At 42.2% G+C, this 12589-nt stretch carries 10 protein-coding genes and 1 tRNA gene; 6 read left to right on the top strand and 5 right to left on the bottom strand.

Annotated features, from left to right (window positions below; translation table 11 throughout):
• Positions 1-74 precede the first annotated feature (74 nt).
• Complete coding sequence (nadA, locus tag D6V41_RS13500; protein WP_136252055.1) at positions 75-1115, top strand: quinolinate synthase NadA; 1041 nt, start codon at positions 75-77, stop codon at positions 1113-1115.
• The gene (locus tag D6V41_RS13495; protein WP_136252054.1) at positions 1115-3037 is read left to right on the top strand and encodes a glutathionylspermidine synthase family protein; all 1923 of its coding nucleotides are present in this window, start codon (positions 1115-1117) and stop codon (positions 3035-3037) included. The genes nadA and D6V41_RS13495 overlap by 1 nt, the downstream gene beginning before the upstream one ends.
• A 14-nt stretch (positions 3038-3051) precedes the next feature.
• On the opposite strand, the gene D6V41_RS13490 is transcribed toward D6V41_RS13495, so the two are convergent.
• A complete protein-coding gene (locus tag D6V41_RS13490; RefSeq protein ID WP_136252053.1) occupies positions 3052-3399 on the bottom strand; it encodes a DUF1428 domain-containing protein in 348 nt (115 codons plus the stop codon).
• 331 nt (positions 3400-3730) lie between these two features.
• Between D6V41_RS13490 and D6V41_RS13485 the strand changes: the two genes are divergently transcribed.
• Positions 3731-3949: a type II toxin-antitoxin system Phd/YefM family antitoxin gene (locus tag D6V41_RS13485; protein ID WP_206663264.1), complete on the top strand. Its 219-nt coding sequence runs from the start codon at positions 3731-3733 to the stop codon at positions 3947-3949.
• 604 nt (positions 3950-4553) lie between these two features.
• Here the strand turns inward: D6V41_RS13485 and D6V41_RS13475 are convergent.
• Positions 4554-5084: a hypothetical protein gene (locus D6V41_RS13475; RefSeq protein ID WP_136252051.1), complete on the bottom strand. Its 531-nt coding sequence runs from the start codon at positions 5082-5084 to the stop codon at positions 4554-4556.
• A 198-nt stretch (positions 5085-5282) separates the two neighbouring features.
• On the opposite strand from D6V41_RS13475, the gene D6V41_RS13470 reads away from it, so the two are divergent.
• On the top strand, positions 5283-6902 hold the full coding sequence (locus D6V41_RS13470) for a hypothetical protein (protein WP_136252050.1): 1620 nt from the start codon (positions 5283-5285) through the stop codon (positions 6900-6902).
• A 160-nt stretch (positions 6903-7062) separates the two neighbouring features.
• Here the strand turns inward: D6V41_RS13470 and D6V41_RS13465 are convergent, their stop codons facing one another.
• Both D6V41_RS13465 and D6V41_RS13460 read right to left on the bottom strand, forming a co-directional pair.
• On the bottom strand, positions 7063-8958 hold the full coding sequence (locus D6V41_RS13465) for an aminotransferase class I/II-fold pyridoxal phosphate-dependent enzyme (RefSeq protein WP_136252049.1): 1896 nt from the start codon (positions 8956-8958) through the stop codon (positions 7063-7065).
• Positions 8959-8977: 19 nt separating this feature from the next.
• Positions 8978-10027 carry an aromatic ring-hydroxylating oxygenase subunit alpha gene (locus D6V41_RS13460; protein WP_136252048.1) on the bottom strand — a complete coding sequence of 350 codons (1050 nt, stop codon included), beginning with the start codon at positions 10025-10027 and terminating at the stop codon, positions 8978-8980.
• 200 nt (positions 10028-10227) lie between these two features.
• On the opposite strand from D6V41_RS13460, the gene D6V41_RS13455 reads away from it, so the two are divergent.
• Positions 10228-10318 (top strand) — tRNA-Ser (locus tag D6V41_RS13455).
• Between the two features lie 217 nt (positions 10319-10535).
• Here the strand turns inward: D6V41_RS13455 and D6V41_RS13450 are convergent.
• A complete protein-coding gene (locus D6V41_RS13450) occupies positions 10536-11645 on the bottom strand; it encodes a hypothetical protein (RefSeq protein ID WP_136252047.1) in 1110 nt (369 codons plus the stop codon).
• Between the two features lie 502 nt (positions 11646-12147).
• Between D6V41_RS13450 and D6V41_RS13445 the strand changes: the two genes are divergently transcribed.
• Positions 12148-12540 (top strand): hypothetical protein, encoded by a 393-nt coding sequence (locus D6V41_RS13445; protein WP_136252046.1) that lies wholly within the window; start codon positions 12148-12150, stop codon positions 12538-12540.
• Positions 12541-12589: the final 49 nt, after the last annotated feature.

The following is a 12589-nucleotide window of genomic DNA, read 5'->3' as shown; positions in this document are numbered from 1 at the left end:
TTTAAAGCGCTAAAGGTGAACTTTTTATGACACACGGGTATAATACTCGGACCACTTAAAAACATTTACTGATTATGAATGTAGCTGAGCGCATTGCGCCTATTTCATTTCCTTTCCCTGAAAAACCTAAAAAGCTCACTCAGGATAGGGCGGATGCTTTAAAAGCGGATATCAAAGCACTTCTTAAACAAAACAATGCTGCGCTGGTTGCGCATTATTATACCGACCCGGTTATCCAGGCCTTGGCTGAGGAAACGGGTGGTTGTGTGTCTGATTCGCTTGAAATGGCGCGCTTTGGTCGAGACCATAGTGCAGAAACGCTTGTGGTGGCAGGCGTTAAGTTTATGGGTGAGACGGCCAAAATACTGAGTCCTGAAAAGAAAGTGATCATGCCAACCCTGGAAGCAACTTGCTCGCTTGATTTAGGTTGCCCGGAGAAGGAGTTCACCGAGTTTTGTGATGCACACCCAGACCGAACCGTTGTTGTGTATGCAAATACTTCAGCAGCCGTAAAAGCGCGTGCTGATTGGGTGGTTACTTCCTCAATAGCACTGGAGATTGTTGAGCATCTCGACAGCCAGGGCAAAAAGATTATTTGGGCACCTGACAGGCATCTTGGTGCTTATATTCAAAAAGAAACAGGCGCGGATATGCTCATGTGGAACGGTGAGTGTATTGTGCACGATGAGTTTTCTGCTCAAGCACTTAAAACTGCAAAGCATCTTTATCCAAATGCTGCTGTTCTGGTGCATCCTGAATCGCCAGCTAGCGTGGTGGAGATGGCTGATGCCGTAGGGTCTACTTCTCAGCTTATAAAGGCCGCTCAAACGCTTCCTAACGATACTTTTATTGTTGCAACAGATAAGGGCATTTTCTATAAAATGCAGCAGCTAGCGCCTGATAAGACGCTTATTGAAGCGCCTACCGCAGGTAATGGTGCAACCTGTAAAAGTTGTGCAAATTGCCCCTGGATGGCAATGAATGGTTTAGAGGCCATGCATCAAGCTTTACTAAATGCCCAAGGCAAAGAAATTTTTGTAGATGAAGCTTTGCGCAAACGTGCGATGATCCCGCTCAATCGCATGCTTGATTTTTCTGCCAGCTTAAGATCTTAGTGACTCAACACACAAAGGCTGATGCCAAATTTGGTGAGGTTTTGGGCATCGCGCCAGGCGGTGTGGAAGCTTATTGCTGCGATTATGATACGCTAGATGAATCACAATATCCTTCACGGTCTTCGCTTCGCCACTGTGCGGGCAATCTCTATTTCGGCTATAAATGGCAGTGCGTTGAATTTGCAAGACGCTGGTTGTATGTCAATACCGGTTGCATCTTTGATGATGTGGGAATGGCCTACGAAATTTTCAAATTCAGGCATCTTACCCACGTCGAAACCCAACAAAAACTGCCGCTTCAGGCTTATGAGAACGGAAGCCTTAAGCGACCGCAAGCTGGCGCTCTGTTAATTTGGGAAGAAGGCGGTGAATTTGAACATACCGGCCATGTTGCGATTGTCACTGAGGTAAGTGATCATTTTGTGCGTGTGGCTGAACAGAACGTTCATTTTACACCTTGGGCGAAAGGCACCAAGTATTCGCGTGAGCTTAGGGCTAAAGAAGACGAGCAGGGGCGATATTGGATATCCTGTACTTTTGCCGATACTGAAATACTGGGCTGGATGTTGCAAACCAGCGATGCAAGCCTTAGCACGCAAAATGAGACGCAAGATCCAAGCATTCAGGGCATTCAGCTGCACCGACTGGCAAATCCCAATTCAAATAACAGTTGGCTCAACATCGCAAACGAAGATGAAGATGCTTACGTTAAAGCTTACGGGTTTCATGGCTTATCTGAGCATCCAGACCGAAAACATGCATTTTTTTGTGTCTCTGGGCGTACTGCGACGCAGTTAGAACACGCTACGAATGAATTGCATGAGATGTTTATTTATGCGACGCACTACGTATTGTCGCAAGCTCATTTGCTGTCGAAGTTTAATTTACCAGAAGAAATTTTGCCCAAATTGCGTCGCTCTTGGGAAAACAGGCAAGAAGAGCTTGTTACCAGTCGCTTTGACTTTGCCTTGTCGGATCAAGGTTTAAAAGTGTATGAGTATAACTGTGACTCTGCTTCCTGCTACATGGAAACAGCGAAAATACAGGGCAAATGGGCTAAGCATCATCACTTGGATACCGGTACTGATGCAGGGGCTGGTTTATCGCAATCGTTAATTAAAAAATGGCGCGAAAGTAAAGAGCAAGGCCATGTGCATATTATGTATGATGATGACCCTGAAGAGCTTTATCACGCATATTACATGCAAAGTATTATTGAAAGCGCCGGTATTGAAACCACGATGGTACTTAAAACGCAAGGTCTTGCGCTTATTGATGGGGACATTGTTGACGCAAACAAGCGTAAAGTAAAACGCGTTTGGAAAACGTGGGCCTGGGAAACCGCCCTGGATCAAATTCGAGAAGAGTTGACTGCAAACAGCGCAAGTGTAAGTGACATTAGTTCTCAAAGCGCATCGACAAAGCCCGTATCATCGCATTTAGCCAATCCAAACGCTGTGAAGTTAAGTGATGTGCTGTTTCATGATGATATTATGGTGTATGAGCCTTTATGGTCACTAATACCCAGCAACAAGGCGATTTTGCCCATACTTTCGCAGTTGTTTCCACAAAATCAGTGGCTCTTGAACGCAAGCTTTCAATTGACTCCGGAGCTCAAACAAAGCGGTTATGTTGCCAAGCCAATAGTGGGCCGATGTGGCGCAAATATTTCAGTAGTAGATGCCAATCAACAAGTGCTTGAAAGTACCGGAGGCAAATTCGACTCACAAGATCAGATTTATCAGGCTTTTTATCTACTACCTAAACTGGAGCAGCATTATGTACAGCTTTGCACATTTACGGCGGGTGGCACCTATGCAGGTGCTTGCACTCGAGTGGACACAAAAAAAGTCATCAATAAAGACAGCGACTGTATGGCGCTGCGCTTTATCGATAACTCATTGTTTCGAGCTAAACGCTAGCATATTAGAAGCGTTTACACGTCCAAAACGTTTTCAAAACCACCATATATAAGGCGTTTGCCGTCAAAAGGCATTTCATCATCTTGCATTCTTGGATCCTGCATGACCTTTTCCCATGCAGTCACTCGAGTGGCTTTGTCTGGCCAGGTGACCCAGGAAAAAACGACTGCTTCACCTTCTTCTAATTTTACTGCGCGAGCAAAGTCCGTCACTTTTCCTTCCGGCACATCATCCGACCAATTCTCAACAACGGATAGTGCTCCATATTCCTTAAATATATCAGCGGCTTTCTTAGCAAAGGCAATATATTCGGATTTTTTATTTGTTGGCACGGCGGCAACAAAACCATCTGTGTAACTCATAGTCATCTCCTTTTATAAATCGATATTAATTAAAGACTAGATCGTTAAAAAAGACTAATTTAATTATTGAGCATAAACACAGACTCATATAAGCGCCATTGTCTGACTTTGAAGCATAAAAGTGGAATGGATGGCAAAGGCGATTACATGTTGGTTCTCTCCCCATCTGATTTTTATCTACAAATCAGAGCCTGGCAAAAAAATGCGTAGAGTGGAGAATAGCTTTTATCGAGTTAATGATTTTTGTTCATGCTCGTCATAATAATTTACTGAACAAATTGAACGATCAGGCTATATTGTAGCTAAGTATAGCGAAGTTAGGTTTATCATTGTGCAAGCAAATATGCATGAAGCAAAAAGCAAGCTGTCTCAGTTGGCGGAACTTGCTAATTCCGGTGAAACGGTTGTCATCGCTAAGGCTGGCAAGCCGTTTGTTGATCTTGTGCCTCATACCGAAGTTAAAGAAAGAACTCCTGGTGGATATGATATTGATATGTCGAGCTTTGAAAGTAAGGATGACGAGATAGCGGCTTCCTTTTCGGGAGAATAAGCTTTGAAGCGAGTGCTATTGGATACTCACATATTTCTCTGGTGGATATCTAACTCAGAGCATGAGCGTCTAGGGACACGTTCAAAATCAATCATTGCTAACCCTAGAAATGAGGTTTACTTGAGTGCTGCAAGTGTGTGGGAAATTTGAATTAAAACGGATCTTGGTGCACTAAATGCGCCTGAAGATATTGAGCAGATAAGCGAGGACAAAGGTTTTCTAAAATTACCTATTTCGTTTTTCCATGCTCAAAAAGCAGGCTCTATGCTTGATGTAATCCACCCAAAAACAAACAGAATACACAAAGATCCTTTCGATCGAATGTTGTAGCTCAATCGCAAGCTGAGGGTCTGGAGCTGATGACCTGTGATGCGGCTTTTCCCGCTTACAATATCAAGTTGATTGACGGAAGCAAGTGATCAAAGCAGCTTACTTACCCTAGTACAAAACTTTAACTAACGCTGTCAACCTGCCGTTCATTGCGCTGGTTTACGCTGAAATTATTCGCTTTGAAAACATATTACCCTTGTTAAATGAGAAACCACGCCAATCCGCAGTAAATTGCGATCCGAAATAAAGGCAGTGTTAATCTGCCATAATTTGATTATTTAACACGACACCGCCCGGAGTAGTTTGCCAAGCCGTTGCCCTGATCATCAAAACCAACGCCAATCACATTCAGAAAACATTCTGTTTTATGTCCATCTAGGCGTTTAGTAAGAAAAACTTTACCTCGCGTTTCACCTGAATCCAGATTAACTTTAAAGATAAAGTCATCGTCCAGAAGTAGTATGGGTTCTGAGCCATTCACTGTGCCTGAAAACACTTGAATCCCTGTATTTTTTAAGGTGCCATTGACGAAATCAAACTCTGAACGAACGTGATATAAAATACGTCCGCTTAGATCACCGAAGAGATCAATTGTTTCGGTACTCATATCTACTTTACCTCTCTCCGTGGCCGTTGAGCTGTGCAAAATACTTCCTGGAAAATAATGTGTGGCGGTGCCAGACACTAGTTGCCATTTCGCTCGCTGAAAGCGCGACAACTCTTCAGCTTGAGACATCGAACTTTGAACAAAAAAAAGCGCGATTGAAAAAACTAAAAATTTTTTTATACCAAATGAATCCAACATATTAGTTCCTGCTCTGTGATCATAGTTGATTATGAATACATTAACGCCGATGCAGGCTCTTTAAAATGGACAAGAGCGGACACAAGCGGACAAATGGTAGTCACTCTTTTCGTTTCTTTATATGATAAAGGTTGAAAGAAAAACCTGAGATTAATGCATAATTTAAGCGGAAACCTAGCGAAATGGACACGAATTAAGATGAATAAAAAGCTTCAATCCTGGAAAGCGATTGCTCGCTATTTCGATTGCAGTGAAAGAACTGTGCGGCGCTGGGAAGCGAATGAAGGAATGCCAGTCCATCGCCACAGTCATATAAGGGGGGCCAGGATTGCTGCTTACCAGCATGAACTGGACATTTGGTTTGAATCCAAAAGTTCAAAAAGCAACGAACTTGTAAGTCTTAATAAGTCAACATATAAAGTCGCGATCTTGCCTTTTGAATTGCGAGATGCTGCTACCGAGCAGTCATACATACGTGATGCGCTCTGCGAAGATATTATCAGCGATCTTGCTTCACTGCAGTCTTTCACCGTAATTAGTTATTCTTCTATGAAATACTTACCTACTGATGACGAAAAACGAAAGGCAACTATTGAACAAATGAATCTAAACTTCTTTATCGAAGGAAGCATTAGGCTTGATAAAGAGCAGATAACGCTAAAGCTTCGTTTAATAAATGCCACTACACATAGTGTTCAGTGGAGCAAGTCCTATAGTGAAACAAGATCAAGCTATGAAGCACTGCGAGAAAGATCAACGGCCGACATTGTATCATGTTTAGCAATTTCTGATGTGGAGGGAGAATTCCTGTCACAATCTCATAATCGTATTTTTAATCAGAGTGCTTGGGAATATTTACACCAAGCCAGACAAGAATCGATGAGATGGCAACCAGAATCCATCAAAAAAGCATTGGAGTTATTGCATTGTGCACAGCATTTGGTGGGTAAAAACGGTATCATTCTGGCAAACTTGGGAAGGACATATCTACAACTCCGAGAAGCGGGCATTGACTGTTCTCTGACGCCGCTAAATAAAGTCGAAACAATCCTTGAACAACTTAAGGTTGACAAAGCAAATGAATACTACACTTTTATGCTTAGCGGTTGGTTTGAATATGCCTGTGGAAAAACAATAAAGGCCATTGAATCGCTGAAACTGGCAGTATACAAGCACAATAATGATCCCGACGTACTTGGACTGCTTTCAAATTGCTATTTGATCAGTGGTCATGCCAGACTTGCACTTCCTCTTATACGGCGTTTACAAATAATTGATCCTCTCACGCCTGTCAGCCGCTGCTTGCCCGGTTGGTATCATATAATACTAGGTGAATTTGATGCCGCCGTAGTTCATTACGAGCGAATGTTTGAAATGGATACGCAAAACGATATTGCGAAGATGTTTTTAGCATGGGTCTACGCTTTAAACAATCGGTACGATAAGCAAAAGGTATTATCGCTTCAAATGCAAAATGAATGCGCCCCATCGCTCGCCATTATGTTAGCTAGGGTTTTTTGTACTGAACCTGACCAGTCAGGCAGGCAAATAAATCTTAGTCAAGAGCAAATTGAGACTGCCAAAACAAATGAAATGTTTGCTCGCTTCCTGGCGTTTGCCTACGCGCACATTGGCGATTCTGACGAAGCGATTTTGTGGTTAAACAGCGCGGTCAAACTCGGCTTCTGTGCCTTTCCATTTGTTACAAGACATGCCCCGTTTTTCAAGGATAATATAGAATACCAGCCGCTAAAGCTTGTGCTAAAAGAGATGAAGTTACAATGGGATAGAATTGGTGAGCATGCAGGAAAAATGTAATTGCATTTTGGTTTAATGCTGAGCAAAGTCACTTGTTTAAATATTAGGTTTTGACCGATTCCTACGCTGACGTAAGTAAAGTATCGGCACCAGTTGGCATCTTTATACTGTCCTTGCTGTTAGCCGAGATTATGTTTGCAAATCGGAAATGATTACATTATTAATTTCCCGCCAGCACGTAAAGTTCACCGTCATTAACGCCCTGAATGGTAAGTTTTTGACTCGACAAAGAATGCAAGTAATCCACATGCTCTTTATAGATTTTTTGGCCGGGTACCAATAGCGGTATTCCAGGCGGGTAGGGCGTGATAAGCGCTGCGGCAATTCGTCCTACACTTTCAGTCAGTAAAATGGACTCGCGCTCACCAAAAAATGCGGTGGCCGGTAACATACTTAAGTCAATTGGCGGAATGGTATCGGGCAATTGAAATTTGCGCTTGCTTTTTTGAAGTGCTACATGGCCTTCATCGAGTTTATTAAGTGCATTAAAGAGCCTGACGATTTTTGCTTTCATGCCACCTAAAGTTAACAAGACCAATAAGGTGCTATGGGTAAATTTCTCAATTTCCAGGCCAACTTCATCCATTAAAAAACGGTGAATTTCATGATTAGAATATTGCAGTTGAGACACGTCAATGAGTATTTTCAGCGGGTCGTGGCCGATATTGTCAGTCTCAAAATGCTCAAATGCGTTGGCAAAATCGCTTTTGTCTAATATTTTTATCCGCTTAAAGCGTTTAGCCTGTTGCCTTAGCTCTTCGACGTTGCGCAACAGATTATTTAAAATCTTATATCCTTCCATTTCTAGCTGTTTACTGCATACATCAAGTGAGGCCATCAGCGGATATTTAGGTGAAGTGCTGGTATGGATAGCGTAAATTTCTTTAAAGAAATCCAAATCAAAATCAGGATCTTTAATATGAATGTAGGAAGCTTGAGAAAAGGCCGAAACCACCTTATGCGCAGAATGCGTCACATAATCTGCGCCTGCTTGAATGGCAGAATAATGCCTGAATGCAGGGTGAAACAAAGAGTAAGCAAACCAGGCTTCATCAATGAACACCTTCATGCCGTGCTCGTGCGCAGCATCTACCACTTGTTTTAAGTCAGTTAGCAAACCGTCGTAAGTACAGCCGGTCAGAATGATAAGCTTAGCGTCAGGGTGCTGCTGAATTTTCTCTTTTAACTGCGTTAATGAAGGCGGTGCAAAAATGCCGTAGTCTTTGTTAAGGACACTGTCGAGATAAATCGGCATGGCTCGCGCCTGGATCATGCCGTAATGCACTGATTTATGGCAGTTTCTGTCAACAATGACCTTATCACCCTCGCGTAACAGAGTTTGCAAAATGATTTTGTTGGAGGTAGATGAGCCGTTCGTGACAAAAAACGAATGATTCACCTCAAAGGTTTGCGCCACGCTCTTTTGTGCTTTGCCTATCGCGTTTGTACTGTCGGTGAGCGAGCCTAATGAATCAACACTCACCGATAAATCGCTGACAAACATATTGCGTCCGTAAAAGCGATAAAAGTCGCTGATGTAGGGCGAGTTTCTAAAGCTGGCGCCGCCGTTATGGCCGGGGGTATGCCATGAATCGTTGTTTTCGGCTACATACTTTTTATAGGCTGTCCAAAAGGGCGTTTCAGAGCGGTCATCAAAATCATTTAAAATATAGCCCAAGATGGCTTCAGGGTCTGAAACTACATCATCATGATAAAACAGCGCTTCAATTTTATTTGAAATAGTAACGATATCTAAGCCCTTGTCAGAATCATCTACTATGTAAACGGGTAGCTCGTGCCGGATTTCTTTTATTTGATTTAACAAAGGTAAAGAACGCTCAGCCGTATCGTTTAAGCTAGAGCCGAGCAGCACAGCCTGAATGTCGCCGTCTTCTCTAATAATATCGAGTGCTTCCTGGGGTTTTTGTGCACAAACCACTTCAATGTCTACATCGCTTCGTTCAAAAGAACGAACGGCATTTTTAAGATTGTCAGCGGTTAGTTCCAATGAAGATTCGTTTAATTCAACAATTAAAATTCGTAAAATTGGTAGCATCACTTCGCTTATTCAGTAGTTAGGATTGTTTTGCCAAAAACGCATAAAAATGCGACACACCAGCTTCTAAAAAGCCTTCAATTGGCCCGTGAGCTTCCTCAGCCGATAAATACAGTGCTTCTCTGCCTTGCTCTAATAAAAGACAAGCTTGCTCGTCTTCAGCTGCGGTTTCCATATACGCCTGCTTTTCTGATGCAAAGTAATCGGGTGAAGCCTGATACAGCGCCGAAGGGTAGTAAAACTCAACGTGGTTCACACATTGACGAGGACCCTTAGGGAAAATGGTGCTGATTACCAGAACATCTGGATACCATTCAATCATGATGTTTGGGTAAATGAAACACCAGATTGCACCATATTTTGGCAAAGCATCACCAAAACGTTTTACAAGCGCGTCTTGAAATTCGCGGTAATATGGAGTTGTAGGTTTTTGCAGGTTTTTACCAAGGCCGACTTTTTGCACAGAAAAATCGTCTCCAAACGCCCACTCCAGCTCGTCGGGAGTTACATAATGACGAAGCCCCGGGTGCATGGACGAAACATGATAATTCTCCAGATATATCTCAACAAAGGTTTTCCAGTTAAAGTTATACTGGGCGCTTTCACAACCTGCATAAAAATACTCATCAAAATTAATATAGGTATCTAATCCGTGTTCCGCCAAGTCAAAATTTGGCGTGCGCCCTTTAAACAAAAGTCCATTCCACGCATTTAAAGGTGTTTTATCGAGTTGACCTTGCGGTTGCGGCTTAAACTGCGGCGCACCTTTTAGTGTGCCAAGGTGATCATAACCCCAGCAGTGTACTTTACATACAATGTTTCGCGCTCTGCCCGAGCCTTCAAGCAGCTTTGCCTGACGGTGCAAACATACGTTTGATATTAGTTCGAAATGCTCACCCTGATTAAATAGCACGTAGCGATCGTGCTGATAGGGAAGCACCTGATAGGCGTATTTATCAGGGACCATAAGTTGATGACCGGCGTATGATAATCCTTTGCTAAACATACTGTCGATTTCAGCCTGGCAAATGCTTGAGTCAAAATAGCTTTTGATAGAGGGGTGATTCATAGATAAATTGGCTCACAAAAAAAGATAGTGAAAGACTGGCTCATCAGTGTTCAATTTAGCGCCTAATCTATATGCCTAAAAAAGGTGCATATAGTACTGCTGTTTTTTCTATTTACCTAATGGTTTACGCGATTTTGTCTTGCAAGTTTAGGCCGTTTTGACTAACATTCGCGCTCGCTTAAAAAGGCAAAGCAAATTCCGGAGAGATGGCTGAGTGGCTGAAGGCGCACGCCTGGAAAGTGTGTAAGGGTTAATAGCCCTTCGAGGGTTCGAATCCCTCTCTCTCCGCCAGATACTAAAGACCCCGCACTAGCGGGGTTTTTAGTATCTGGTTGAGAGGGATGATTTGGTTTGAAGCCTGAGGTTCGACAAGTTGCGATCAAGTAACTTGAAATGAGCGCGTTAGCGCGAAGCCCGAAGGGGAACAAAACGCATAAGCGTTTTGTGATTCATGCCTCTCTTCTCCAAATAATCAATATCCTGCAAAGACGGGATTTTTTTAATAAACCTACGCCTTTATCCTCCTCCATTTATCAAAATCTCGTTGTATGTTAATAACCGAAGCGCCGTAGATACGCTCTATGTCTGCTGTATTAATAGTCTGGCAGCCATTTTCAGATTCTTGCAATAATAGCCTGATCAGGGTGCTTCGATGCTTATCCATTAAAAAGGCGACAAAAGCTCTGCTTGTGTTATACAAGTGCGGGCGAGTTGCCAAATTAGACCAATCATTTTCAGTAGATTCAAACACTTGCTTTAAACCAAGCGTCTGCTTGTGTAAATGCTTTTGCCATTCGCTATTTAAAGCATCTTGCTGCCAATCAAGCTCTGCATTTTCAGCAATACCTTCGTTCAACCACCTGGCCATACGACCAAACCAGTGACGATTTATAGCGTGAATCGCTTCATGAACGGCAGTGTTGATGGTTTGCACATCATTTTGAGCTAACACTATCGCTTTATTCTTACCCGCTTGGTAAAAGCCTTGCGCATTTTTAACCGAAGCTGAATGACTTAAGCGCGAATACGCCTGCATATCTGAGACCAAACTCAAATTAATTTGCACTGGTACAATTAAGTGCTCAGGCGTTACTTTGGCAAAAAACGCTTTGGCTGACACTATGCGTTGGCTTATTTTATAGTGTATGTTTTTTAGATTGCTGTCCCCCGAATACTGTATCGAAACTTTCTGGGGTTGAATGTGTTTTAAAATTTTAAATTCCGTCGCATTATCAATTTTACGAGGTGTGTCGCTTACATTGCGAACGCCCTGTTCATCTACCCATGTGAAAATAGTTTTTGCTCGAGGTGCATTAATTTTGTCGGTACAAGCAACCGAATAAGCTCCCAGTTCATTTGGCAGTTGCATATGTTTGCTAGACTTAGAAAGTTCTTCAGGTGGCACCGCTTGTTCGCTTTGTTTATTGGGTGTTTCTTCTTCAACTATCTCAGCGCTGATAACATCGCCTGTACGGCTAAATAAGGCCTCTATCGATGATAAACAGTTTGATATAAAAGACGGTAAAGAAATTTTGTTATTGTCTAAATGAACTGCCAGCAGCAGGCTGAAAATAAACAAAATAAGGATGAAGGAGAGTGTTTTTACATGTTTGAACATATACATGCTTGTTTGCGCTATTTAACCAGAACTTATCAAATCTCAATTTCCGCAAGGTATGAAAATACATGATTAGGTTTAATTCTTAGATTTATCAAAGGCACTCAAACTGTTTTTGGGTTATTGAGAAGAGGGAGCACATGCTATTCACAAAGCCAAATATCAAAAATTGCTGGCTCAACACCATGCCATAAACATTTTTCAGCATCAGGATTTCTTTAGCAGATATTAAAATGTTTGCAGAAATGCCTAACAACATTAATCAGTCCACAGCGCAAGCACAACACTGAGACGTTAGGAAACAAACCTAAGCGCAAGAGCCTAAAAATCCAACAGTTATTTAGGTATTTAAATCAATATCTTCCATAGTCTTTGGCAAGAAAATCAAAGCGTCAGCAGGCTTTAAGTGAGCGATCTGATAAGCAAAGAAACTTAATCTCATTTTTTACTTGGCTGTAGACATTATTTGCGTATGCTTAGCATAAATTTTTGCAAAGAATCGTTGTTTTCCCATTTCATGCATATTTCGATTGAAGTACCAGTTCACATCGCTGACTTTATTCTGCTTTTAGAGTCAGAAATAGAGCGCACATTAAGCAGCGAAGGTGAAAAATATAACAATGGCTTAGTCCAGCAAGTCGTTAAGCAAAGAGATGTAGTTAGTTTGGAGCTTGACGAGCCTATTGATGAGTTTCCGATAGGGCTAAAGTGCGATGATATGGACAACAACCTTGTGCTTATTCGCAGAAATCGATTGGGCGGTGCTATTAAACGGTTTTCTGAACTGCTAAGAACAAGTCGGCGATTGCACTTGAATGAATTTGACGCAAAATGCTACGACAAACTTATTGAGCACTACGTGAAGTATTTTCAGGATTCTTTGTATTCTAGCTAGCGCAACTTAAATATTACCTCTTAAACAGAGCTTGGAAATCAAATTTAAG

Source organism: Ningiella ruwaisensis (genome assembly GCF_004798935.1).
GTDB lineage: Bacteria > Pseudomonadota > Gammaproteobacteria > Enterobacterales > Alteromonadaceae > Glaciecola > Glaciecola ruwaisensis.
Note: the sequence above shows the minus strand (reverse complement) of the source record. Positions and strands in the feature narration are given on the sequence as shown.

Coding starts and splice junctions, on each gene's coding strand:
- nadA (WP_136252055.1), top strand. CDS start 75: ATGAATGTAGCTGAGCGCATTGCGCCTATTTCATTTCCTTTCCCTGAA.
- D6V41_RS13490 (WP_136252053.1), bottom strand. CDS start 3,399: ATGAGTTACACAGATGGTTTTGTTGCCGCCGTGCCAACAAATAAAAAA.
- D6V41_RS13475 (WP_136252051.1), bottom strand. CDS start 5,084: ATGTTGGATTCATTTGGTATAAAAAAATTTTTAGTTTTTTCAATCGCG.
- D6V41_RS13470 (WP_136252050.1), top strand. CDS start 5,283: ATGAATAAAAAGCTTCAATCCTGGAAAGCGATTGCTCGCTATTTCGAT.
- D6V41_RS13465 (WP_136252049.1), bottom strand. CDS start 8,958: ATGCTACCAATTTTACGAATTTTAATTGTTGAATTAAACGAATCTTCA.
- D6V41_RS13460 (WP_136252048.1), bottom strand. CDS start 10,027: ATGAATCACCCCTCTATCAAAAGCTATTTTGACTCAAGCATTTGCCAG.
- D6V41_RS13450 (WP_136252047.1), bottom strand. CDS start 11,645: ATGTTCAAACATGTAAAAACACTCTCCTTCATCCTTATTTTGTTTATT.